Below are 22795 nucleotides of genomic sequence, written 5' to 3' on the forward strand. Positions count from 1 at the left end.
GATAGAGAGGTGAAGTAAATTATTGAGTTCACCGGCATATTCACATTGCTCGCTTTTTTCGTAACAATGATTTTTATTTTCTGGAGACCAAAAGGACTAAATGAAGCTATCCCCGCCACATTTGGCGCTTTAATGGTTTTATTGTGCGGAAGTGTGTCATTGGCAGACTTAGGGGAAATCGGAACAAAAGTCACGGGTGCATCGGTTACAATCCTTGCCACTATGATTATGGCCATTGCACTAGAAAGCTTTGGTTTCTTTTATTGGGTGGCTGCAAAACTGCTCCAACAATCCAAGGGTTCAGGCATCAAGCTTTTTTGGCTAACCAATTTGCTCTGCTTTCTCATGACCATTTTCCTGAATAATGATGGGAGCATTTTGATCACAACTCCAATCCTTTTGCTTGTACTAAAATATTTAGGTTTAAAAAAACATCAAAAAGCCCCATATTTATTAAGCGGTGTTTTAATAGCCACAGCCTCTAGCGCACCGATTGGCGTAAGTAATATTGTTAATTTAATTTCTCTCAAAATCATTGGAATGGATCTATATCTTCACACCGCCATGATGTTTGTCCCTAGTATGATGGGACTCATTTTTATGACTTGTCTACTGTTTATGTTCTTTTATAAACGTCTTCCCAAGAACCTGCCAGATATACCGGGCCATTTTCAGTCTCTGCGGCATAGAAGGTACCATCCTCTTCATTCGCCATCAGCTCCTTTACCAGAACGAAATCAAACAAAAATCATGTTGTTTGTGCTTGCATTTGTTTTTCTCGTCAGAATGAGTCTATTTGCAGCATCATATACCGGTATTTCTGTTCCTCTAGTCGCTGTCATCGGATCTTTTATCCTGTTGAGCTGGAGATGGATTTATTTCAAAACCTCCCCAAGAGACTTGTTATATAAATCGCCTTGGCACATTTTTATATTCGCTTTTACTATGTATGTCTTAATTTATGGTCTGCATAATATTGGATTCACAGAGTTACTTGTGAATTATTTTGAACCTGTGGTTTCTGGAAGCCTCGCCCATGCAACTTTCGCATCAGGTATCTCTACTTCAGTTTTTTCTAATCTCTTTAACAACCATCCAGCGTTAATGATCAGTACTTTTACCTTAACTGAAATGACCCTGAATCCTTCAGCAACAAAAATCATCTACTTGGCCAATATTATCGGCAGTGATATCGGTTCATTATTATTACCTATGGGAACCTTAGCAACGCTTATTTGGATGCATATATTAAAACAGCATGATGAAAGTATTTCATGGGGCGAATATATAAAAACGACCATTATCATCATTCCGCTGACTGTTCTTTTTACGTTAACATGTTTATATTTTTGGATCAGTTGGTTATTTCTTTAGCACAGTATGAAACGAAAAACTGCCTTCTGCTTTTCAAGAGGGCAGTTTTGTATACACTAGGGAAGATGCATTGTCTTTAGATGATTTAACTTCCAAATGACTGGCTCTCCACTTGCGTTAATAAGCTCAATGATATTATTAGAGACATCCTTTAATAGACCAACTTTTTCTGGCACCTCTCCCATATCAAATATGACCAATTCACCAATATTTTTTTTGATCTGCTCCTCAAAATTACGCACAAGAGGAACTTTGGAAGGCACGACCGGCAATTGTGAGTTGTCAAGAGTATACGGTGTTTGTTCAGTTGAATAAGGGGTAAACCATTTTAAATGATGCATAGATATAAAAAGTATTTTAAATACGGGTGAGAAAAATACAATATAATCGTTTAAAACATTTGTAACATACCCATGGATCGATCGACCCCCAGTTACATAAACTTCAATAAACTGGCCTTTGACCTTGTTTAATGTATTTCTATATGAAAAAGCTTGAGTTTCTGCCTCTATCATTGCATCTTCCGGATTGATCAAAAATGGCTTCTCAGTACTGGTCATTATTTTCGCCTTGTTCATTTGATGAAGATGCAACAAGGGAATATAAAGATAATTGCAGCCATCAAAAATAACAAAAATATCCTGTCCGATATCTATGAGGGTGCCGACAAACCTTGTATCTCCTGAAATGACAACCTCAACATCTGTGTTAAGGAATTGATTCAAACCTTTCACGATTCTCCTCCTTTAACTGAAAAAGGGCATCACTTAATCTGATGCTCCTCCATTATCTATTAAAATTTACGTTTCCAGTGATAGTCTATCGTTCTGACAATCGTTTCATAGCTATAATCATCCTTTTGTTTTTCTGAACTTTTGAAGGAACTTGAATAACCTGGTGATCTTGATGATTGATAATCTGATGATCTTGGTGATCGTTTAGATGATTTTGATGATTGATAATCTGAAGATTTTAATGATCGTTTAGATGATTTTGAAGAACTTTTTGAACGTGACGAACGGTCAGATTTGGATGATTGATAATCTGAAGATTTTAATGATCGTTTAGATGATTTTGAAGAACTTTTTGAACGTGACGAACGGTCAGATTTGGATGATTGATAATCCGAAGATTTTAGTGATCGTTTAGATGATTTTGAAGAACTTTTTGAACGTGACGAACGGCCAGATTTGGATGATTGATAATCCGAAGATTTTAGTGATCGTTTAGATGATTTTGAAGAACTTTTTGAACGTGACGAACGGCCAGATTTGGATGATTGATAATCCGAAGATTTTAGTGATTGTTTAGATGATTTTGATGAGCTATATGATTTTGAAGAAATGAACGAATTGCTGTCCTTATCATTATTGTCTTCCTGACTTTGTTCATTTTTTTGATCCTCTTTTTTGTACGACCCTTTTGGACCTAAGCTAATGCTTTTTATGTGAAAAGGATAGATGCGAAGCACCTCTTGATTTTTCACTATAGTATAATGGCCGTCGGCATTATCTACAAGGATACCCTCAATGGCTTCCGGACCTCCACGATTAATTGAAACCCATTTATGAGTCAGACTCTTAAAAACCTCGCTTAAATCATCAGCTTCCAAAACTCCAACTGGCGTCTGCTCTTCTATTTTCAAATCAGGCTCGTGTTTACTTATACTTTTGATGTGATGGATATTAAAATACACTACCCCATCCTCATTTGTGTTTAACGCAGCGTAATCATCTCCCAGCCAGACCAATCTTCCTTTTTTAGATTCCGGACCCCCTTGGTTAAATTGAACTGATTGGTTTATTAAATGTCCGATTAAGCTATGAAAATCATCAGCATCGAGCATTTCCTCAGTCTCAATTGTTGTGGTGCTATTATTGGTATCCTCAGTAATACTTTTCACATGCTCCAACTGATAATAAATTATTTTTTTTTCAGCTTGTAAAGCTATATAATCTGATTTTACAGCTGTTAATTTTCCTTTTTTAGATTCCGGACCTCCACGATATACAGTAACAATTTTATCTTTCATTGAGTGCAAAAAGTTATAATACGATATTTCATTATTTGAATGATATTTCATTCTCCTCTTGCTCATTCAAATTCCTCCTAGTCACTTATACATAGATGATAAACATACTGCATATATACGTGTCACATTTATTTGTTGAACTAATTCAATAGCCTAATTGTCGCTTTTTCCGCGAATACCCATTTTCACGCATTCATAAAATACTTAAATGATCTTTGAGGTATTGTGAACGGTTTTTAATATACTCGCAGATCACATCCGGCTCACGGTCAAAACGCTCAACATCATTCTTTTTATATGGGTCCATCAAGATAAAAGGCCTAATCCGCTCATACATCGCCATGATTTTCGGTTCCATATATTCTATTGTAAAAAGAGATTGGAGCGTTTTTTCTAACAGGCGCCTGTAGGACTTGCGAAACTCGGATTCATCCAATATCCGGGCGGTTAGTGTATTAAATCCTTGAATTCTTACATAATCGGCAGCCATCCGCTCTCCATGGATATCCCTGCCCCAAGTCGCATCATAATCCCAAGGAATCACCTCAAATAATCCGGTTTCCCCGCTTCTGTATAATGCGTAGTTGTGGACAAACCCGTCATAGTTTGAGGTGAATACAATACCGGCAAGCCAGCGCAAATACTTGTCGACATCCACATGCTTTGTCACTTCTGACTTAAACTGAGCTTTAGGGACCGTATTAATTTTAAAAATCATATCCTGTAAATAAAAATCATCCTCCTCAGTCCCTGTTTTCTTTTCATATCCAAGCTCCAGCGATGTTTTCGTTTCCCTTTCTAAATCGCTCATCAGAGAAAAGTTGGCATCATCATCCACCGCATAAAAAATCGCGCCATCAGCCAGCTTCCTTTTCGCCAAATAATATTCATCTACGGATTCAAGTTCAAGATAAACCCCTTCATTCTTCCCATTCATCTTTACAAACACAAACTCTGCCTTTGGAGACAGTGTCCCTAGCTCCGAGAAAAAATCCAGAGACAATTTGTTTCTCATCAAGGAAGGATCTTTATACTCCGCATTTAAGTGAATCTCTCGCGCGCCGCGGAATGTTTTCGGCTGATAAAAGGAAATATGGTATGACTTCTTTTTGAAGTCTCTGATATGTGATCCCCGATAAGCGATATCAATATCCAGCCTTTTTTGATTTACCTTCATCACAGCTGGCACCGGATCATCGTCCCATATATCCTTTTTTAATTCACGCAAGTCTTTTGGATGAACAAACAGCTGATAAAGCGGTAAATTGGATTGATTCTTCATCCATAATCCTCCTTACAAATTTTAGGCTTTTATTTTTATAAGATCTCAGCGGAACACTTATACACTTTTTAAAACCGCGCGTACTATGAGGGTAGTAAGGATCTTCATCCTTAACATATTTTTAAAAGGAGGATTTCAAATTGGGCCACTATTCCCATTCTGACATCGAAGAAGCGGTGAAATCCGCAAAAAAAGAAGGTTTAAAGGATTATTTATACCAAGAGCCTCATGGAAAAAAACGCAGTCATAAAAAGTCGCACCGCACTCACAAAAAATCTCGCAGCCATAAAAAATCATACTGCTCTCACAAAAAATCTCGCAGTCACAAAAAATCATTCTGTTCTCACAAAAAATCTCGCAGCCACAAAAAATCATACTGCTCTCACAAGAAATCTCGCAGCCACAAAAAATCGTACCGTTCTCACAAAAAATCTCGCAGCTATAAAAAATCTTACCGTTCTTACAAAAAATCTCGCAGCTATAAAAAATCTTGCCGTTCTTACAAAAAATCTCGCAGCTACAAAAAGTCATACTGTTCTCACAAGAAAAAATCTCGCAGCTATAAAAAGTCATGCCGCACACACAAAAAATCTTATCGTTCCCATAAGAAATACTACAAAAAACCGTACCACCACTGCGACGACTACAAAAGACACGATGATTATGACAGCAAAAAAGAATACTGGAAAGACGGCAATTGCTGGGTAGTCAAAAAGAAATACAAATAATCTAAGTTTTCATTGTTTCAATAGGCTGCCGGCGGAGGTACGGAAGCCTATTTTTTTATTTGCCCTGTATTAGATATATGTCATGACATAACATATGCAACCCGCATCATTTGGTTTCCTTTAAACCATTTCGTTATAATCAAGGTATCCTAACGATAAAGGCGGTTGTTGCTATGTACATATTTCAAGCTGATCAGCTTAGTGCCAAAGACACATACAAGCTATTGTCAGGTACCGTTATTCCCCGCCCCATTGCATTTGTGACAACACTTTCTTCAGGAGGAGCGGTCAATGCCGCGCCTTTCAGTTTTTATAACGTTGTCAGCTCAGATCCTCCGCTTCTCAGTATTTCTGTTAACAGGACGGAAGGACGCCAAAAAGATACAGCGCGAAACGCAGTGGAGAACGGAGAATTTGTCGTTCATGTCAGTGATGAAGCCATCATTGAAGATATCAATGAAACAGCTGCAAGCTTAAGGCCGGATGAAAGCGAGCTTACACGCACCTCGCTTCATCCTGTTGAAAGCAAAGCTGTTTCAGTTCCCGGCATTAAGGAAGCCCGCGTTCGCTTTGAGTGCAAATTAGAGCGGCATATTACCTTTGACAATGATCAAGGCGTCACTACAGCAGATATGCTCATCGGAAGAGTTGTCTGCTTCCACCTAGATGAAAAGGTGTATGATGCAGAAAAGGGATATATTTTAACGGATGAATTAAAGCCTGCCTCACGATTGGCGGGAAATCACTATGCTAAACTCGGGGAAGAATTCACACTGATTCGTCCCAGCTGAAGAGAAGGACTATTTAAATAGAAGAAACTAGTCAAAAAGACCTTATGATTACAAAATATCGCCTGTAAATAACTAAAAAAATATCAAAAAAAGAACACCCAGAGTAAGCTCGGGGTGTTCTTTTATGAAACGTTTTTCCTTTTTCTTCGTATAAAGGTAGATTAGGAGGAATTGGAATGACAAACTTTTGGATTTTAATGCTGATCGCTATTACCATCAGTCTCGCCTCTCAATTTTTTATAAAGAAAAAATACGGTATTGATAAATCCGGCTGGCGATATAAGCATGTCAGCAATACACACAAATGGATCGAAATCACTTTACTTATTTTGTTTGTGTTTTCACTCTCCTTTTTTCCCGTTGAATATTTGCTTCTTTTATTTTTTATTGTGATTGACTCAATACGAATTTTTATGGAGTGGCATTATAGACCTGAAGATAAACAGTATATGTACCACATTGTAGAGGTCTCCCTTATGTTTATGCTTTTGATTTATATTTGTACCCTATAGTTATTTAAATCCCCACAGCCGCTCCGTCTCCCCGAGGATCGGCTCCGCCTTGGAGAAAGCCTTCTTCATCAACTTTGATTGCAGCCGCTTGTCCCATCAGCGGATCATAGTCACCGACAACCTCCACGAGATGCCCGCTGTCTTTCAGTTTTTGGATTGTTTTGTCTGTGAATCTGCCCTCGACTCTGAGACCTTCGTATTCCTCTCCCCACGTTCTGCCCCATACCCAGCGCGGTTCGCTGATTGCCTGCTGTGGATGCATTCCGTAGTCCAGCATTCGGGTAATGATGGCCGTCTGAGTCTGCGGCTGGCCTTCGCCGCCTTGTGTGCCGTACAGAATTTTTGGCTTTCCACCTTTACAGACCATAGCCGGCATCAACGTATGGAAGGTGCGCTTTCTCGGTTCAAGCGTGTTGACATGATTTTCATCCAGTGAGAAAAATGATCCGCGGTTTTGCAGTAATATGCCTGTATCACCGGCAGTGACTGCCGAGCCAAATTCAAAGTACAGGCTTTGAATGAATGACACTGCGTTGCCATCCGCATCGATTACGGCCGCATATGCCGTATCACTTCCCACCGGCCTGCTTTCTGCCGGTTCTGCCAGATAGCCGATTTCTCCCGCCAATCGTTTCGCATAATTTTTATCTAAAAGCCTTTCAAGCGGAATGTCAGCAAACGCAGGGTCAGTCAAAAAGGCATTCCGATCTACAAAACTCTTTTTCAACGCCTCCACAAGCACATGATAAAACTCAAATGAACCGTGCTCGATTTGGGTGAAATCATAGTTTTCCAAAATGTTCAGTGTTAATAAACCGGTAAATCCCTGAGAATTCGGCGGCGCCTGATACACACTGTATCCTCGATAATCACTTGATACAGGCGCTGCCCACTCACTCCGATGCGCTTTAAAATCATCGATTGTCATGTAACTGCCGTTATTCTGTAAATGTGAGACAATCCGCTGAGCGAGATCTCCTTCATAAAATGCGCTTCTTCCTTTTTCAGCAATCACATTCAGACTGTCTGCAAGCTCTTTTTGCACAAACCGCTCTCCCGGGACAGGTGCTTTGCCCCTTCTCGTGAAGATGTCAGCCGTGTAAGGCGTGGAAGCCAGCAGTTCAATATTCTTTTCTGTGTGACGACACTGATCAGCTGATACAGGAAACCCATTTTGGGCATAATCGCGTGCGGGCTCCAATACATCTGCAAGAGACAGACGCCCGTACTCCTTCAGGACCGCATCCCAGCTATCAACCATTCCCGGCACGGTAATGGCACTGTCAATTCCCCGTAGCGGAATCACGCTTTTTCCCTTATATACATCTCTCGTTACGTTTTTTCCTGAACGGCCGCTGCCATTGTAGACTTTTACCGCCTTTGTTTCCTGGTGAAAGGTCAGCCAAAAGGAATCCCCGCCAAGTCCGGTCATATGCGGGTACACAACCGCAAGACAAGCACTCACCGCAACAGCGGCGTCAAACGCGTTGCCTCCCTTATCCAGTATGCGGTTTCCGGCTTGAGAAGCGAGGTAATGCGGACTGACGACCATTTGCTTTGTACCGATGACAGATTTGTTCATCACAAGTCCCCTTTTTTAAGAAATTTTCTTCAGTATAGGGAGCCTGATTTTTCACATCTACTGATCCGGCAGAAAAACTGACGAACTTTCTACTTTTCGCAAATAATAAGATATTTTCGCATTCATTTCGAAAACAAATAAAAAATTATTATTTCGATACGTAACTTTTATGTTAAAATGATTGCTAAAAGGCTACGAAAGCAGGTGGAGCAATTGAGTCATGAATATCAAATCCCCAACCTTGTACTTGATGAGACTGATAAACAAATTCTCACGATTTTGCATGAAGAAGGCAGAATTTCTTATACGGATCTTGGCAAAAGAGTCGATTTGTCACGGGTCGCCGTCCAGGCCCGTATCAACCAATTAATTGAAGCCGGTGTTATTGAAAAATTCACCGCTGTCATCAATCCCGCTAAAATCGGCATTCATGTTTCCGTGTTTTTCAATGTCGAGGTAGAACCGCAATTTTTAGAAGAGGTCGCTCTTAAGCTTGAGGAAGAGCCTGCGGTCACCAGCCTTTATCACATGACAGGCCCGAGCAAGCTGCATATGCATGGGATCTTTGCCAACGATCAAGAAATGGAAGAATTCTTAACAAAACGGCTGTATCCATTGCGAGGCGTCGTCAGTGTTGATTGCCAGATGCTGATCAAACGATACAAAAGCCGTATGGGAATGAAGCTGTAAAGGAGAGAAACGAATGAAAAACCATCCTTATCGGGATATGACGGCCGCAATGGTTCGCACCGGCATATTAGGGTTCGGCGGCGGACCTTCCGTGATTCCGCTGATCCGCCATGAAGCGGTCAATAAATATAAATGGATTGACGATGATGAATTCGGAGAAATATTAGCAATCGCTAATGCGCTTCCCGGACCGATTGCCACCAAAATGGCTGCTTATCTGGGCTTTAAGCTAAAAGGCACATTAGGTGCAGTTGTGGCGACTCTCGCCCACATTCTGCCTACATGTCTTGCGATGGTGGGCTTGTTTGCGGCTGTAAATGTGTTAAGCCATTCAGCAATTGTTGCAGGTATGATCGGTGCCGTCACGCCGGTAATTGCGGTCATGCTCGGAATCATGGCGTACGAGTTTGGCCAAAAAGCGCTTAAAGGTTTCGGCTGGGTTACCGGCATCCTGTTTTTTATCATCGCTTTTATCGGCCTGCAAACTTTACAGATTAATCCCGGCCTGGTCATTATCATTTTCTTAGCGTACGGGGCGTTTCATTTTAAACTGAAAGACAAAATCACAAATAAACATTCAAAAGATAAAGGAATGTCAGCCTCATGATATCGATCTATTTATTTATGGCGTTTTTTATCGCAAACCTACTGGGATATGGCGGCGGACCTGCGTCTATCCCGCTAATGTTTGAAGAAGTCGTAAACAGATACAGCTGGCTCTCAAACGATCAATTCTCAAATATGCTCGCACTTGCGAACGCATTGCCGGGCCCGATCGCCACGAAAATCGCTGCGTATGTCGGCTACAGCGCAAGCGGGTGGCCCGGCTTCCTAATTGCCCTGATCGCAACCGTCGTACCGTCGGCGCTCGCATTGATCGTCCTGCTGCGCATCATCCAGCGCTTCCGCCAATCACCTGTCATCAAAGGCATGACGCTGTCCGTCCAGCCTGTCATCGCGGTCATGATGCTCATTCTTACCTGGCAAATCAGCGCAGACGGCATCAAAGCGATCGGCTGGATCCAATCGATCGTGATTGCGGGAATTTCGCTCCTTGCCATGACAAAATTCAAAATGCATCCGGCATTTTTGATTATCGCTGCGTTTTTATATGGGGGCCTTGTGATCCCTCATTTATAGAAAAAAGCACCTTGACAGGTGCTTTATTTATTTTGGCCCAGAAATGCCGTTTGATATGACAGCTGTTTCTTCTCCTGCGTCACTCTTGATGATGTGCTTGACTTGCAGCGTGGTTCCTGCCATTCTCACATATTGCTTCAACTGGGACGAATTGGTTTCAACTTGTATCCAAACAGGAGGCTGGACCTTCCAAAATAAAAAGAATGCAAGAATCAGCATGCCAGCAACGACCGACAGCAAAAACTTCATATCGCATCGCTTCTTTTCAGTAAGCGGCTCGCAGCGGATAGCGCCTGATGATCACGAAGAATATCGCCTGGACGATTGCCTTCTCCCAGCACATAACCTTTAAAGGGCATTCCCATAAAATGAAAAATATGTTCGAATTGCTGAATCAGCGGCAGCCCTTTTATTTTTGGATTGTCTCCGCCCACTGCTATTACATATGCCTGTTTCACTGACATTTGCTGTTTAAAATCAGGAAATCTCGGATCTCTCAATGTCTGTGACCAGCGATCAATAAACAGCTTTAATGTCCCTGACATGCCAAACCAATAAATTGGGGTGGCGAATACAAGAATATGGCACTGCAATATCCGTTCAATGATAGAATCGTAGTCATCTTGAACAGGACGAAAGCCGCCTTGGGCGTGACGCAGATCTTCAATTGGCCGAATTCGATATTTCTGCAAATAAATGTGCTCCGCATCGAATCCTTGAACAGCCTTCTCCGCAAGAACATCCGTATTTCCGCCAGACCGAGTTCCGCCGTTAATAACCGCAATTTTCATGATGCATCTGCTCCTTTGTTTACGAATGATTTTCTTCATCTTATAATGGATTCATCAATCAAGACAGATGATTATTTCGATTAATCCAATCGCTAAAACCGATTTAGAAAGGAAGAGAACAAGTGGAATTGAAGCAGCTGATCACCTTTATTACGGCGGCAGAACATGTAAACTTCACCCTAACCGCCAAAATGCTTAATTATGCACAATCAAGCGTTACCTCTCAGATCAAATCACTTGAAGAAGAAATTGGGACGCCTTTATTTGAACGGCTCGGCAAGCGGCTTATCTTGACAGAAGCAGGAAAAACGTTCAAATCTTATGCACAGAAGATCATTGCGTTAACAGAAGAAGCGAAAATGGCCACAAATCAAGTAAGAGAAACAACCGGAACCTTAAAAATCGGGGCGACAGAAAGCCAGTGCACATACCGCCTGCCCCCTATCATAAAAGAATTTAAACAGGCTTTTCCCCAAGTAAAGCTCATATTCAAACCATATATCTCCAATGAACAAGCGAAAGAACAGCTCTTACAGGGCCAGCTTGATATCACCTTCATCTTGGATGTGAACCGGATGGAAGACGCACTGCACGTTGAATCTTTGATTCAGGATGAGATCAAAATGGTGGCTGCTAATGACCATCCTTTTCCTGCGGATTTACCAATAACATTGAAGGATCTTCAAAACGAAACTCTTCTGCTGACAGAGGACGGCTGCTCGTACCGCACGCTCTTTGAGAACAATTTGCATGACTCCGGTGTCTATCCTAACAAATTGGAATTCGTCAGCATAGAAGCCATCAAACAATGCGTGATGGCCGGACTTGGGATTGGAATCTTGCCTGAAATGACAGTAAAAGATGATATTGCAGCAGGCCGGATGAAAGAACTCAATTGGCAGAGTGATTGCCCCGTTTTCACTCAATTAGCATGGCATAAGGACAAATGGATGTCTGCGCCATTAAAGGCTTTTATCGATTTGACACGGAAAACATTCAAATAAAACCTCTCCACAAGGACGACAAGGTTTTTGAGACCAGGAAAGCACACACATACAAAAAAACACTTGATGACTTAGAGCCCCAAGTGTTACATGTGATTTTTCTGATAAAACGTTCGCAAAACATGCGTTTCAAGGTCAGCCAGGCGGACAGGGATCGGCAGCCTGCTTTCTTGATTGATCAAGCTCATCGTGATCTGATAGCTGCTGTCTAAATCAATATAATTACCGCAAGACAAGAAAATAGGCTTCACGTCCCCCCGCGTTCGCAGCGCCCGGCCATATACCTCGCCGTCAATGAGAATATCGGTGTATGCACCGACTTCATTTTCAGGCATCACGAAATCATAGCCTTTGATTTTGAGATAGGTTTTCGCAATCCCAATCGTCGGCTTGCCCAGAAAAAAAGCCGCATGGGTGGCAACGCCCATATGATTGTAAGGCAGATATCCGTTGCCATCAAACAAGAAGACATCCGGCTCCGTCTCCAGCTTTTTCGCCGCCTCGATAATCAAAGGCAGCTCGCGAAACGCAAGAAAACCGGAAACATACGGTACGCTGATTTTCCCCATACTATGCACTTTTTCAATGACTTCTTTTGTATCAGCGTCAATCACGATAATACTGCACACTCCGTATGGTTCTCCGTTCTGCTCCCAATAGGCGAGATCGACGCCTGCGCAGGTGTTGATGGAGTCTAGGTTGATGGAGGTGGATAGGTTGATTTTATGGATAAGGGATTGTTGTGTTTTTACAAATTCTTCTCTGTTTAGGTTGAAAGAATGTATTTGTTTAACATGCATCTAAAATCAATCCTACCTCCTGTTAACTAGTGTCTGTTTTTCTTTGTATTCATTTTTACTTTGAAAACTTACAACTCCAGGTTCTGCAAACTTTATTAATAGTTCTAATTAAATGTTTAACTACATTTCATTATTCGTAACTTTGTTTAATATAAATTCTATATTTTTAACTATTTCAATATGGCTATTTGTCTGAAATTCATATATGGGTTGATCCCAATCCTCATTTTGCATCATAACTAGTTGATAAAATCCATTAGCATCCGCATCTGGATACCAACCTAAATCAAGTAAGTAATTTTTACGAGAGTATGTTAATTGCATTAAATCTTGTGAAAAAAACAACCATTTTTCATCGTCTGGTGCTAGGTTTTTCGGATCAATTTCTCTAAAACTGTTTTGATTTATGGTCCATCCTTTTGGAATCCTTAAGGGTTGTAAACTTATTTCTGGCATTTTTTTTATCTTTCTCATAAAAGCCTCCTATTACTTATCAATACCAAGTTGTTTTAAATACTTATCTAATCGACTTCCAGCAATCGGATGACCATGATATTCACCACCAGAAAACTCCGCTCTAATCCAGCTTGTTGGTGTACCTAGATCATAACCGACTGTTTTTCCTGCATCATAAATGAAATAATAGTTGTTATTTCCATTATCAATAATATGACCTTTTAGAAGTGCCTCTTTTTCTAAAGCTTTGTTATTCACATCTGATAAGTACTGAGCAGCTTTTTTACCTGTCATACTAAAACGTTTTGCTTCTTCAGGTGTTTTAGCCTTAACATGTTTATGGCCATGCGGAGTAAACGAAGCATTATTAAGCATCGTTCTAAATTCTTTACGACCATAATATCCATCGTGCGCTACTTTATCGTGATTTTTAGAAATGTTAGGACTATGAGAGCTTCCCTTACGACCGCCATCACTAACCATCTTCACAATCCCAAGATCCTTAACAGCCGTCTTTTCCACATCGACACGTACTGTCGGGATTCCGAATGTAAAGCCATCCGGAGTTACAGGGCGTTCTGCGTACACGCGGACGTTTGTTGGGACTTTGAATTGTTTTACTTTCTCTAGTGTTTTGTTTGCTTTTTGGACTTTTGAATGGGTTGCAAGCGGGATGCCTTTATCAATATGTTTCGCCAATGCACCAGCACCAACCAAGCTCAATGCCGCTTCCAGCGCACCCGTTTTCCGCTTCTCCTCAGACACTTTGTTTCCGAACATATCCCGTCCTGTGACGGCTTCTGAGAATCCGTTTGACGCTACAAGGCCGTATGCACCCATTTCTGTCATTTTGAGAATGTCTAAGGATTTGCCTGTTTTGTAGGCGTCTAAAGCGTGTTCAGCCGCGATAGCTGCTTTTCCGGTTTTGTAGATGGCTTTTCCGCCTTTGAAGGCCCGGCCTGCCCAGCCGACGACTGGTATATATCCCACGGCTGCCATGGTGCCGACTGTGACGCGTTCAAAGCCTATACTTATTTACGCTATATAAAACAGTGGACAACAATCTAATAAAAAAACCTTGAAAGGCTTCAGTGCCAATCAAGGTAGAAAATCAAACCAACTCGAAGCGTTTATTTGTTTTTAATAATGCCTTAAGATTTTTTAACAATACTATTAATTCCTTCAAATATAATATCTCTCATAACTTCATTATTACTGTTATAATTTCTTTCATTTCTAATTTTATTAAAAACCTGCTTTATAACCCCATCAATCATTATTGTTAATCCTTCTATATCTTCTTCACTCCCCTCCTTTTTAAAACTTTCATTTATTATTACCAAGCTATCATCTTTTGACATTTTATTTTCTCCTTTACTCTCTTTCTTTCTCATTAAAAACTTTGTCTATATAATTTACATCATCAAAAATCCAGTATCTATCCTCTTCAGGAATATAACTAGTAAAGTCTTCCCGAACCCCTGTCCAATTATTAGGAACATAATTTTCAAAAGGTAATAACTCAGGATACAGCGAAAGAAGCATTTTTTGATTAAAGTCTATATATAATGATGGCCTTAATTCTAGAATAGTACTTTCATAATCCTGATGTTCAACTAACTTCTTTAATTCTGAAGACGGGATAATATAGTCAGTATATTCTTTTAAATAAAGACGATAATTATCTTCATTTACAACTGAAATGTTATTTCTTAGAGAAAGAGCAAAGTCCATATCAAAACTAAACCCGTTTTTTTCATAGGCTTCTTTATATTTCACGATATCTAGTATCCAAACATCTCTTTCTGTTAGATACCATGAGAATTGAGAAGAAGTCTTTACCCCGACTATTATATTTTGGGCATACTCCGGTTTTAATAACAACGAAAACACCACTTTCTCATTCTATTTTTTTGGCTGAATGCCCATATTCCTCTAACCACTCTATCCATGGTTCCGCCGGAAGTTCATAACTAACTCCCGGTGTCGTAGGATCAACAAGCTTTGGAGCAGTTCTCCCCTGGTTACGAGGGTTTTTAGTATATCCATACTGATCAATTACTGTCTCCTTGATTAAATCATCAACCTCTTTAGGTACCTTAAATTCTACAATTTCTCCGCCTGGTCTTGCTACATCTCGATAATATTTAGCGTGTTCTAAATTGTAAGCACTTATGTTTAAATCAGCATTTTTAATAGGAATAACAATGCTTCCATCACTATTTACTTTAATTCTATACTGACTTGTTTTATTTCCCGCTCCTCCGCCTTGAACTCTGTAATAACTTACTGATTGTTCGACAGGATCGACAGATTTTTTACTTGATTGTAACTTATCATTATTTACTTTCTTCGTATATAATTGTTTCTTCTCTGGCTTTAAGTCAAATGTATGGCCAGTCGAAGTAACAATCTGTTCTTTATTTATATGACCACTTTGCTTAATTTTAGAAAAAGAATAACTCTTATCAAGATTTCTTCCCATCGATAGCGTATTGTCAACCGACTTCGCCAATGCACCAGCACCAACCAAGCTCAATGCCGCTTCCAGCGCACCCGTTTTCCGCTTCTCCTCAGACACTTTGTTTCCAAACATATCCCGTCCCGTGACGGCTTCTGAGAATCCGTTTGACGCAACAAGGCCGTATGCGCCCATTTCTGTCATTTTGAGAATGTCTAAGGATTTGCCTGTTTTGTAGGCATCTAAAGCGTGTTCAGCCGCGATAGCAGCTTTTCCGGTTTTGTAGATGGCTTTTCCGCCTTTGAAGGCGCGGCCTGCCCAGCCGACGACTGGTATAAATCCGGCTGCGGTCATAGCTCCTGCTGTCACACGTTCTGCGGTGGAGAGTTTTTCTCCGGTAACCGGATCAACGCCTTCAGTTGCTCTTTTATAATCATAATAGCCAGTGACTTCTCCAGTAAAGTTGCAAACTCCATCCCATGTTTTTTCGTACCATGGTTTGTTTGCTTCTTCCTCGGCTTTTTCCTGGAGACGTCTTGCTTCTGCTTGCTGGGATTTTGCATCGATATAGGTTGTTCCTTGATTTTCTACTTCAATCACGCTTTTGTAAACTTCATTGCTGTGGAAGGCTTTTTTGTCATAGTACATAGTGGATGCGCTCTTCCCATTGCTGGTGGCCTGCATGAGAACAGAATATTTGGTGAGCACTGCGTTGTCCAGAGATTCTAAATTTTGATATTCAGTGGTCAGGGATTCATCAAGCTTATCGACAGCTGTGATCGTGTCACGTCTGACTTTTTGGGCATCGCCCATCTTATCTGCATACTCGTCAAGCGTGTACATGTCGAGATCAATAATATCGCTGATGCCTGACAAAATAGAATCGATTTCTTCTTTATGAGCGGAGACTATCTCTGAGGCTTTCAGGTCTCCATTGGGCAGCTCATGATCCAAAAATGAAGTTTCCACATATGAATCATTGAGTTCTTGATCTTTAATATCTCCTGAAATGCCGTTTAAAAACGCAATTTGAGCAGAGACAAGCGTCAGCCAGCTGTCTACGATTTCCGCCTGCCCCTGAAAAAAATCTTTAATATTGTCCGCGCCTTTTCCTTTAAAATTGTCGCCTAAATCTGCAACTCCCTGAAACGCTTTTTTCAGCGTATTCAGCTGCTCTTCAAGCGTCTCATATTGCTTTTTTCTGCTCTTCGCTTCTTCGATTAAAGATTTTGATTCAAATACTTTACTCATCGCACTGCCCTTTCTGTTCTATTTTACCGCTATCGCCTCGTCCTGCTCTTTGAGTGAATCTACGTTATCCTTTGTATCCTCGATATTTTTCTGTACCGCTTTTTTGTAATCTCCGAGCATGGTTTTGATGTTCTCCTCACGCTCATGATATTTTTTCGTATAATCGAGTTTATTTTTTCCATTGGACCCCGCGGCGCCGATTGTTACGTCAGCAAGCGCATCTTTGACAGAATCTAATGTTTTGATTACAGTATCGTATTTCAATTTAATTTCTGACATAAAAAAGATCACCACAATTTAATAGATTTAATTTGATTAACAGCATCCTCCAAGAATTCTTCACCCTTAGCAAGAGTATGACCAGCAAAATTCGCTAGCTTTAATTCTTTGTCATAGAGAAATTTCATAGATTCCAACTGAATAATCTCCATCTGAATCGAAGCCATATACTCGTTATATTTATCATTCACAATCTTAGATGCTTCCGATTTCGCCTCTTCTCTTCCCTTGTCGAAATCATCGGCTTTTGTTCCCGTCCAATGCTTGCCCAATTCTGGTTTTACAATTTCTTTGATTTCAGTGATTGCCTCTTCTTGCAGTGTGTCTATGTCCTTTTTTGCTTTTTTCAGCTTTTCGATCTTGTCTTCCACGTCGGAAATTTTTCCGTTGAGCGAACTTTTGATATCCGCTAGCATACTTTCATAACCCATCTGAATCACCTCTTAATACTCAAAAAGTCGTATGGAGGGGCTGATGAAGATAGACTTTTCCATACTTTATTTCCATATATTATATTTTAAAATAGCCAGAAGGCGGCTTAAATAGGGTAAATGGCTTAATTTAGGCATATAACGCTCTTGAAATGTAGGTATTTGATCTTGTTTTTGTTCGTTATACAGCTAATAAAAGCGTTTTATTAAATTGAAATACCTAATGTCATAGTTATAAAGGCACTTGAAAGAGGCAGATGTTGTTGATCTGCCTCTTACGGCGCTGAGCTTATTGTTCATGTTTATGTTCTTCATCTGGTCGGCCACGTCTGATTTTGTCATTTGGCTTCTATTATTCCCCGCTTCTGACCCTTTGGATCAAAAGCTTGTATTAGCTGCAGTCCCAGTTATACAGAACGTTTGAAAAGTCTTTTTTCCTTAGATCGTCAGGTGTGATGAAAAAATTGGCGATGCCGACGTCTCCCCACATTGAATCGATATCATCGTCTGAATCAATTTGTAAAAGCATGATGGTGTGTTCTTTATATGCGTATTCCCGGGGATCATGCTGGGTAAAAGAAGCGTATCCGCCAATTTTATGGCCAAATCCGTTTTCAGCCAGTTCATTATAAATGTCTTCTTCATCCTCGCCGAACTGACCAAAGAACTCCATTGTTTCCATGCCTGTATACTGCTCAAATTGAAAATCTGTAGGCAGGACCCATTCCGAAGATTTCACAGGCTCGACTGCCGCTTCTGATAAAATCGGAAAATCACATTCGCCTGTGCCAATAAATGAAAAATCAGAAACAAGCTCGTCTTCGTTTTCTATGATATTTTCAAAATAGATCACTCTGAAATCCTTTTGTTCACATCGATCGTCAAAATTCAATCCATAGACGTCATCATGAACAGAAATGTAGAACTGCAGGATACCTGAAGAAGGGTAGCCGTCAAGCTGGGGAATGTGCGAGAAATTAATCTGTGACAGAAGCTTCATCGGCTGTCCATTTTCATCAGTCGGGTATGTTTCATGCTTGGGGAAATAGGGATCACCGGCAATTTTGCTGTCATATCGTCCTGTTTTCCCTTTTCGGACATTCAATTTCACGTATTCTTTCGCTGATTTCTCCAGCAAGTCGCGGTACGGTCTCATTTTTTCGGGCAGATGATTCATCAGATTCTCTCCTTTTCCGGCATCTCCAATTATTTTTGAAAGATTTTATTTTCTGGTTTTCTTCGTTTCTTCTAATGTTTTTCAAACGATTGTTTAAAGAAGCCCTACTTCTGCATAATTTTCCAAACAATAGTTAAATAGTAGCAAATGTATTCAGCACCCCGCAATAGATGAAAAAAAGACTGGTGCGCAACCAGCCTTTCTTTTTCATCTATTGAATTGCACCTGACGGCACAACCGCCTTTCGTCCGACAGAATAATACTCCACTCCTGCAGCCAAAGCCTCATCCAATGTGTAGCAGTTTCTGCCGTCAAATATGAGCGGCGATTCCATCAAATCCCGATAAGCCGCTAACGGAAATTGTTTAATGTCAGCCCAGTCGGTTAAAATCATGACGGCGTCAGACCCTTTGACAGCTTCCTCGATCGTCTCTTTATATTCAACAGCTTGCGGGAGAACATGCTTTGCATGACCAACTGCAATGGGATCGTAGGCTCTGATACGGGCGTCGAGCGCAGCGAGACGGTCTGCAATAACAATTGACGGCGCTTCTCTCATATCGTCGGTATTCGGTTTAAATGACAGGCCTAAAAGGGCAATCGTTTTTCCCGTCACCCCGCCGAGCCTGTTCAGCGCTTTATCAACCAGCATCGCCTGCTGATTGTTGTTGACTTTGATAACCGATTTCAGCAGTTCAAAATCATGCTCGACATTGCCGGCAATTTGCACGAGGGCGTTTGTGTCCTTTGGAAAACAAGAGCCGCCGTAGCCTATGCCCGCTTTCAAAAACTGGCTCCCGATCCGCTTATCCTGTCCCATCCCGTACGCGACTGCTTCAATATCGGCGCCGACCTTTTCACATATATTCGAAATTTCGTTTATAAAACTGATCTTAGTGGCCAGAAAAGCATTTGAGGCATATTTGATCATCTCGGCGCTTCTGATATCCGTTTGGTATATCGGGATTTGAAAAGGACGGAAAAGCTCCTCCAGCGTATTTGCTGTTTTCTCATCGGCCGTCCCGATCACGATCCTGTCACCATGAAAGGTATCATAGATCGCCGACCCCTCACGCAAAAATTCTGGATTGGATGCGACCGAAATACTGACAGGCTCCGCTAGATGTTCAGTGATCAGTCCATTAATCAAATCGTTTGTCCCAACGGGCACTGTGCTTTTCGTTACCACGACTGTATCTCGTTTGACATGCTTTGCGATGCGTTTGGCCGCATCTGTAATTTGCTCCAGATTGGCGTGCCCGTCGCTTTTCTGTGGTGTGCCGACCGCTATAAAAATGATGTCTGCCTGTGCCAAGCCTTTCTCATAGCTCGTTTCAAAGTTCAGCCGTCCATCAGCTGTATTTTTTCTCATCAGCTCTTCAAGACCTGGTTCAAATATGGGGGAAATGCCCTTTCTCATTTCATCAATCTTGTGAGCGTCAATATCAATGCAGGTTACATGATGTCCAATCTCAGAAAGAGAAACACCTGTCACAAGACCGACATAGCCTGTTCCGATGACTGTTATATTCATTGTTTCCCTCCAACAGTTAAATTGCTGCTTTGCAGCTTCCGTAATATCGTATGAGAACATCCTATCATGAATGCGAATGATCTCCCGCATAGCCTGTCGGGTACAGCCTGTACAGATTTCTGAAATGTGATTCAATCATACAATACACTATTATATCGCTCTCAAAAAGAAAGTGGTGAAATGAGAATCGGCTGTTAAAAAAGACCAAACAATTTTCTTCTTTTGACCGGTTGCGGAGGCTGTCTGAAGATGGTCTGATTCCGCAGGAGAAGCTCTGCATTTTCCGTCAGCATATAAGGAAGTTCCGAGCCGAATTCTTTCTCTAGAACATAAAGAGCCTCTTGAGTGTGAAAATTTCTCGTTTTCACATTATGGGCATCTGAGGCTACGAAATGGATCAAATTGGCTTCAACCAGCCGGAGAGAAAATGCTTTCAGCTGCTTGCCGAAGGTCCCCGCAAGACTTCCTGAAGTAATCTGAGATGCTGCTCCTTTTTCCACAAGATGATACAGCAAAGACGGGTTTTCGCGAATTTCCCTGTTGCGTTCAGGATGGGCGATAACCGGAATATATCCTTTCAGCTGCAAATCATAAAAAAGCTGCTCCGCATATCGGGGAACGTGATCAAACGGAAACTCAATCAAGATGTGTTTTGTATCATTCAGCGAAAGCAGCTGCTGTTTGGCAAGGTCTTGTTCCACCTCGCCGTAGATTCTGATTTCCTGTCCCGGAAGCACATGTAAAGGAATGTCTTCTTTGATTAAACGTTTGTTTAACTGATCTGCTGCTTCTCTGACTGCGGCTGGCTCGTTTTTATACACACCGTTGTTATGATGAGGTGTCGCAATGATCGTCCGGATTCCCTGACGAACAGCGGCTCTTGCCATTTCTATGCTGTCGGCCGAATCACCTGCCCCGTCATCCATTGCGGGAAGAATGTGACAGTGAATATCGATCATGTCCTAGCCCCCTTTTTTCGCAAAAATAAATAACGGGCACGATGCACGTTATTTATTTTGGATGAAATTGTCCTTGTTTCCGTAATATCCGTATTCAGAGTGCTTCGAAAGCTTTTTGCCGTTCATAATCGCCCCAAGAAGCTTGCTTTTGCACGTTTCAAGCGCCTCTTTCGCTTTTGCGGCTTGTTCTTTTTCTGTTTTCCCGCTTGAAATAACCAGAACAGAACCGTCTGCCACGTTGCCTAAAATCTGTGCATCTGCTACGGCAAGAATAGGCGGCGTATCAAAAATGACCATATCATATGCCGCACACGCTTCGTCTGCAAGCTCCTTCATCCACTTCGAGGAGAGAAGCTCGGCCGGGTTTGGCGGGATCGGGCCGCTCGTCAGCACGTCAAGATGTTTTTCATTCGATGCTTGTACAGCCTGCTCCATAGAGCTTTTCTTTAATAAAACAGATGTTAAGCCAACCGTATTTTCAAGAAAAAAAGCCGTATGTACTGTTGGTTTTCGCAAATCAGCATCAATCAGGAGCACTTTTTTTCCCTGTTGGGCGAATACGACAGCCAGATTGGCGGCCGTTGTTGATTTTCCTTCCCCCGGACAAGCCGATGTAATCATGACTGATTTCATTTGCCGGTCCACTGAAGCAAATTCTATATTCGTGCGAATCGTCCGATATTGTTCAGAGTTCAAGGATTTCGGCTCTGTCATTGCAATGACATTTCTCCGCATCCGCGAGCCTCTGTTTTTTCTAAGCGCCAAAATGTCCACTCCCCGTTTTTTCAGATTGGAAACCCTGTAAGGTCTTTGCTGTTTTCTGCTCATTCGCAATGGTGGAAACTGTCCCTAAAACAGGTATGTCCAGCAAGGATTCGAGCTGCTCTTCCGATTTGATCGTATTATCCAAATGCTCAAGCAGGAAGGCCAGTCCGATGCTTCCCGCCAATCCGGCCGCAAACGCGATGGCAATGTTTAGAAGCGGCTTTGGCGATACAGGGGACGGATGTTCTGAAACCTCGGCTTTTGACAGAATGCTGACATTGTCAACATTCATAATGGATGTGATTTTGTCTTGAAAAACAGATGCTATAGTATTGGCAATATGAGCCGCTGTTTCCGCGTTTTCATCCCTGACTGATATGTTGACCACTTGGGAGTCCTGTTCGCTGGATACGGTAATTTTGTCATTCAGTTCTTGGGATGTCATCGACAGGCCCATTTCTTTAATGACTTCATCTAAGATGGCAGGGCTCTTAATGATGACATTGTACGTATTGATTAACTGAAGATTGGTTTGGACATCGTTAAATTGGACTTCTTTTCGTTCATTTTTCGATTGGTTGACCAGAATCTGAGTTGAATTTTCATAGATGGGTGTAAGTGCGAAGAAACTAATGAGTCCGCCGGCAGCAGTGGCAGCTGCGGTTACAATCATAATCAAAAGTATGCGTTTTGTTAACGTTGATAATATCTCTTTTAAGCTTGTAGATTCTCCCATGATACCTCCAAATCTCTTAT

General features: G+C 41.3%; 26 protein-coding genes and 2 pseudogenes. 8 read left to right on the plus strand and 20 right to left on the minus strand.

Features of this window, described 5'->3' with window-relative positions:
- The first annotated feature begins 45 nt into the window (after nucleotides 1-45).
- A complete protein-coding gene (locus NSU05_RS18195) occupies nucleotides 46-1374 on the plus strand; it encodes an arsenic transporter (RefSeq protein WP_080529885.1) in 1329 nt (442 codons plus the stop codon).
- 56 nt (nucleotides 1375-1430) lie between these two features.
- Here the strand turns inward: NSU05_RS18195 and NSU05_RS18200 are convergent, their stop codons facing one another.
- From NSU05_RS18200 to cotH, 3 genes are all read right to left on the minus strand, one after another.
- Nucleotides 1431-2108 carry a DUF2642 domain-containing protein gene (locus NSU05_RS18200; RefSeq protein ID WP_038429749.1) on the minus strand — a complete coding sequence of 226 codons (678 nt, stop codon included), beginning with the start codon at nucleotides 2106-2108 and terminating at the stop codon, nucleotides 1431-1433.
- 59 nt (nucleotides 2109-2167) lie between these two features.
- On the minus strand, nucleotides 2168-3472 hold the full coding sequence (locus NSU05_RS18205) for a spore coat protein CotH (RefSeq protein WP_326253740.1): 1305 nt from the start codon (nucleotides 3470-3472) through the stop codon (nucleotides 2168-2170).
- A 127-nt stretch (nucleotides 3473-3599) separates the two neighbouring features.
- Nucleotides 3600-4688 (minus strand): spore coat protein CotH, encoded by a 1089-nt coding sequence (gene cotH, locus NSU05_RS18210; protein WP_015714831.1) that lies wholly within the window; start codon nucleotides 4686-4688, stop codon nucleotides 3600-3602.
- A 140-nt stretch (nucleotides 4689-4828) separates the two neighbouring features.
- Between cotH and cotG the strand changes: the two genes are divergently transcribed.
- The 3 genes from cotG (at nucleotide 4829) to NSU05_RS18225 (ending at nucleotide 6719) form a co-directional block, all read left to right on the plus strand.
- Nucleotides 4829-5416 carry a spore coat protein CotG gene (gene cotG, locus NSU05_RS18215; RefSeq protein WP_072692783.1) on the plus strand — a complete coding sequence of 196 codons (588 nt, stop codon included), beginning with the start codon at nucleotides 4829-4831 and terminating at the stop codon, nucleotides 5414-5416.
- A 173-nt stretch (nucleotides 5417-5589) separates the two neighbouring features.
- The gene (locus NSU05_RS18220) at nucleotides 5590-6207 is read left to right on the plus strand and encodes a flavin reductase family protein (protein WP_029726020.1); all 618 of its coding nucleotides are present in this window, start codon (nucleotides 5590-5592) and stop codon (nucleotides 6205-6207) included.
- Nucleotides 6208-6383: 176 nt separating this feature from the next.
- Entirely contained in the window at nucleotides 6384-6719 is a 336-nt protein-coding gene (locus tag NSU05_RS18225) for a DUF4181 domain-containing protein (RefSeq protein WP_014481121.1), read from the plus strand.
- A 4-nt stretch (nucleotides 6720-6723) separates the two neighbouring features.
- Here NSU05_RS18225 and ggt read toward each other — a convergent pair whose 3' ends face one another.
- Nucleotides 6724-8301, minus strand: coding sequence for a gamma-glutamyltransferase (gene ggt / locus NSU05_RS18230; RefSeq protein WP_029726021.1), 1578 nt, complete (start codon nucleotides 8299-8301; stop codon nucleotides 6724-6726).
- Nucleotides 8302-8514: 213 nt separating this feature from the next.
- Here ggt and chrS point away from each other — a divergent pair, with 213 nt between their 5' ends.
- Genes chrS through chrA form a run of 3 tightly spaced genes read left to right on the plus strand, consistent with a single transcriptional unit; the run spans nucleotide 8515 to nucleotide 10131 of the window.
- Nucleotides 8515-8991, plus strand: coding sequence for a chromate efflux transcriptional regulator ChrS (gene chrS / locus NSU05_RS18235; RefSeq protein WP_014478181.1), 477 nt, complete (start codon nucleotides 8515-8517; stop codon nucleotides 8989-8991).
- A 13-nt stretch (nucleotides 8992-9004) separates the two neighbouring features.
- A complete protein-coding gene (gene chrB, locus NSU05_RS18240; protein WP_015251064.1) occupies nucleotides 9005-9598 on the plus strand; it encodes a chromate efflux transporter subunit ChrB in 594 nt (197 codons plus the stop codon).
- Nucleotides 9595-10131 (plus strand): chromate resistance efflux protein ChrA, encoded by a 537-nt coding sequence (chrA, locus tag NSU05_RS18245; protein WP_038429751.1) that lies wholly within the window; start codon nucleotides 9595-9597, stop codon nucleotides 10129-10131. The genes chrB and chrA overlap by 4 nt, the downstream gene beginning before the upstream one ends.
- Nucleotides 10132-10158: 27 nt before the next feature.
- Here the strand turns inward: chrA and NSU05_RS18250 are convergent, their stop codons facing one another.
- Complete coding sequence (locus NSU05_RS18250; RefSeq protein WP_024572835.1) at nucleotides 10159-10380, minus strand: hypothetical protein; 222 nt, start codon at nucleotides 10378-10380, stop codon at nucleotides 10159-10161.
- Complete coding sequence (locus tag NSU05_RS18255; RefSeq protein WP_024572836.1) at nucleotides 10377-10922, minus strand: flavodoxin family protein; 546 nt, start codon at nucleotides 10920-10922, stop codon at nucleotides 10377-10379. Before NSU05_RS18255 ends, NSU05_RS18250 begins: the two co-directional genes overlap by 4 nt.
- A gap of 122 nt (nucleotides 10923-11044) precedes the next feature.
- On the opposite strand from NSU05_RS18255, the gene NSU05_RS18260 reads away from it, so the two are divergent.
- Nucleotides 11045-11926, plus strand: a complete 882-nt coding sequence (locus NSU05_RS18260) for a LysR family transcriptional regulator (protein WP_029726024.1) — start codon at nucleotides 11045-11047, stop codon at nucleotides 11924-11926.
- Between the two features lie 86 nt (nucleotides 11927-12012).
- On the opposite strand, the gene NSU05_RS18265 is transcribed toward NSU05_RS18260, so the two are convergent.
- The 14 genes and pseudogenes from NSU05_RS18265 to tkmA all read right to left on the minus strand — a co-directional run bounded on the left by NSU05_RS18265 (nucleotide 12013) and on the right by tkmA (nucleotide 22775).
- A complete protein-coding gene (locus tag NSU05_RS18265) occupies nucleotides 12013-12726 on the minus strand; it encodes an endonuclease V (RefSeq protein ID WP_038429752.1) in 714 nt (237 codons plus the stop codon).
- Nucleotides 12727-12846: 120 nt separating this feature from the next.
- Nucleotides 12847-13200, minus strand: a complete 354-nt coding sequence (locus tag NSU05_RS18270) for a hypothetical protein (protein WP_014481129.1) — start codon at nucleotides 13198-13200, stop codon at nucleotides 12847-12849.
- A gap of 12 nt (nucleotides 13201-13212) precedes the next feature.
- Nucleotides 13213-14202, minus strand: a pseudogene (locus NSU05_RS18275) (transposase); the annotation flags it as partial.
- 131 nt (nucleotides 14203-14333) lie between these two features.
- Nucleotides 14334-14543: a hypothetical protein gene (locus NSU05_RS18280; protein WP_021480772.1), complete on the minus strand. Its 210-nt coding sequence runs from the start codon at nucleotides 14541-14543 to the stop codon at nucleotides 14334-14336.
- A gap of 13 nt (nucleotides 14544-14556) precedes the next feature.
- Nucleotides 14557-15075 carry a hypothetical protein gene (locus NSU05_RS18285; RefSeq protein ID WP_038429753.1) on the minus strand — a complete coding sequence of 173 codons (519 nt, stop codon included), beginning with the start codon at nucleotides 15073-15075 and terminating at the stop codon, nucleotides 14557-14559.
- 7 nt (nucleotides 15076-15082) lie between these two features.
- Entirely contained in the window at nucleotides 15083-16894 is a 1812-nt protein-coding gene (locus NSU05_RS18290) for a T7SS effector LXG polymorphic toxin (protein WP_038429754.1), read from the minus strand.
- Between the two features lie 18 nt (nucleotides 16895-16912).
- Nucleotides 16913-17173 carry a YwqI/YxiC family protein gene (locus NSU05_RS18295; protein ID WP_014478191.1) on the minus strand — a complete coding sequence of 87 codons (261 nt, stop codon included), beginning with the start codon at nucleotides 17171-17173 and terminating at the stop codon, nucleotides 16913-16915.
- Nucleotides 17174-17181: 8 nt separating this feature from the next.
- Complete coding sequence (locus NSU05_RS18300; RefSeq protein ID WP_017696586.1) at nucleotides 17182-17604, minus strand: DUF5082 family protein; 423 nt, start codon at nucleotides 17602-17604, stop codon at nucleotides 17182-17184.
- 219 nt (nucleotides 17605-17823) lie between these two features.
- Nucleotides 17824-17946 (minus strand): annotated as a pseudogene (locus NSU05_RS18305) (hypothetical protein); the annotation flags it as partial.
- A 49-nt stretch (nucleotides 17947-17995) separates the two neighbouring features.
- Complete coding sequence (locus NSU05_RS18310) at nucleotides 17996-18781, minus strand: YwqG family protein (protein ID WP_038429755.1); 786 nt, start codon at nucleotides 18779-18781, stop codon at nucleotides 17996-17998.
- Nucleotides 18782-18992: 211 nt separating this feature from the next.
- Entirely contained in the window at nucleotides 18993-20315 is a 1323-nt protein-coding gene (gene uglF, locus NSU05_RS18315) for a UDP-glucose 6-dehydrogenase UglF (RefSeq protein WP_038429756.1), read from the minus strand.
- A 194-nt stretch (nucleotides 20316-20509) separates the two neighbouring features.
- On the minus strand, nucleotides 20510-21274 hold the full coding sequence (locus NSU05_RS18320) for a tyrosine-protein phosphatase (RefSeq protein ID WP_014481136.1): 765 nt from the start codon (nucleotides 21272-21274) through the stop codon (nucleotides 20510-20512).
- 48 nt (nucleotides 21275-21322) lie between these two features.
- Nucleotides 21323-22039: a tyrosine-protein kinase PtkA gene (gene ptkA / locus NSU05_RS18325; protein ID WP_038429757.1), complete on the minus strand. Its 717-nt coding sequence runs from the start codon at nucleotides 22037-22039 to the stop codon at nucleotides 21323-21325.
- Complete coding sequence (gene tkmA / locus NSU05_RS18330) at nucleotides 22029-22775, minus strand: protein-tyrosine kinase activator TkmA (RefSeq protein WP_003227811.1); 747 nt, start codon at nucleotides 22773-22775, stop codon at nucleotides 22029-22031. Before tkmA ends, ptkA begins: the two co-directional genes overlap by 11 nt.
- Between the last annotated feature and the right edge of the window lie 20 nt (nucleotides 22776-22795).

The organism is Bacillus sp. EU52 (genome assembly GCF_037964975.1).
Taxonomy (GTDB): domain Bacteria; phylum Bacillota; class Bacilli; order Bacillales; family Bacillaceae; genus Bacillus; species Bacillus subtilis.

What these genes read in the sequence shown, in the direction of transcription:
- NSU05_RS18205 (WP_326253740.1), bottom strand. Translation starts at nt 3,472, where the DNA reads ATGAGCAAGAGGAGAATGAAATATCATTCAAATAATGAAATATCGTAT.
- cotH (WP_015714831.1), bottom strand. Translation starts at nt 4,688, where the DNA reads ATGAAGAATCAATCCAATTTACCGCTTTATCAGCTGTTTGTTCATCCA.
- NSU05_RS18220 (WP_029726020.1), top strand. Translation starts at nt 5,590, where the DNA reads ATGTACATATTTCAAGCTGATCAGCTTAGTGCCAAAGACACATACAAG.
- NSU05_RS18225 (WP_014481121.1), top strand. Translation starts at nt 6,384, where the DNA reads ATGACAAACTTTTGGATTTTAATGCTGATCGCTATTACCATCAGTCTC.
- ggt (WP_029726021.1), bottom strand. Translation starts at nt 8,301, where the DNA reads ATGAACAAATCTGTCATCGGTACAAAGCAAATGGTCGTCAGTCCGCAT.
- chrB (WP_015251064.1), top strand. Translation starts at nt 9,005, where the DNA reads ATGAAAAACCATCCTTATCGGGATATGACGGCCGCAATGGTTCGCACC.
- chrA (WP_038429751.1), top strand. Translation starts at nt 9,595, where the DNA reads ATGATATCGATCTATTTATTTATGGCGTTTTTTATCGCAAACCTACTG.
- NSU05_RS18250 (WP_024572835.1), bottom strand. Translation starts at nt 10,380, where the DNA reads ATGAAGTTTTTGCTGTCGGTCGTTGCTGGCATGCTGATTCTTGCATTC.
- NSU05_RS18255 (WP_024572836.1), bottom strand. Translation starts at nt 10,922, where the DNA reads ATGAAAATTGCGGTTATTAACGGCGGAACTCGGTCTGGCGGAAATACG.
- NSU05_RS18265 (WP_038429752.1), bottom strand. Translation starts at nt 12,726, where the DNA reads ATGCATGTTAAACAAATACATTCTTTCAACCTAAACAGAGAAGAATTT.
- NSU05_RS18270 (WP_014481129.1), bottom strand. Translation starts at nt 13,200, where the DNA reads ATGAGAAAGATAAAAAAAATGCCAGAAATAAGTTTACAACCCTTAAGG.
- NSU05_RS18280 (WP_021480772.1), bottom strand. Translation starts at nt 14,543, where the DNA reads ATGTCAAAAGATGATAGCTTGGTAATAATAAATGAAAGTTTTAAAAAG.
- NSU05_RS18290 (WP_038429754.1), bottom strand. Translation starts at nt 16,894, where the DNA reads ATGAGTAAAGTATTTGAATCAAAATCTTTAATCGAAGAAGCGAAGAGC.
- NSU05_RS18295 (WP_014478191.1), bottom strand. Translation starts at nt 17,173, where the DNA reads ATGTCAGAAATTAAATTGAAATACGATACTGTAATCAAAACATTAGAT.
- NSU05_RS18300 (WP_017696586.1), bottom strand. Translation starts at nt 17,604, where the DNA reads ATGGGTTATGAAAGTATGCTAGCGGATATCAAAAGTTCGCTCAACGGA.
- NSU05_RS18310 (WP_038429755.1), bottom strand. Translation starts at nt 18,781, where the DNA reads ATGAATCATCTGCCCGAAAAAATGAGACCGTACCGCGACTTGCTGGAG.
- uglF (WP_038429756.1), bottom strand. Translation starts at nt 20,315, where the DNA reads ATGAATATAACAGTCATCGGAACAGGCTATGTCGGTCTTGTGACAGGT.
- NSU05_RS18320 (WP_014481136.1), bottom strand. Translation starts at nt 21,274, where the DNA reads ATGATCGATATTCACTGTCACATTCTTCCCGCAATGGATGACGGGGCA.
- tkmA (WP_003227811.1), bottom strand. Translation starts at nt 22,775, where the DNA reads ATGGGAGAATCTACAAGCTTAAAAGAGATATTATCAACGTTAACAAAA.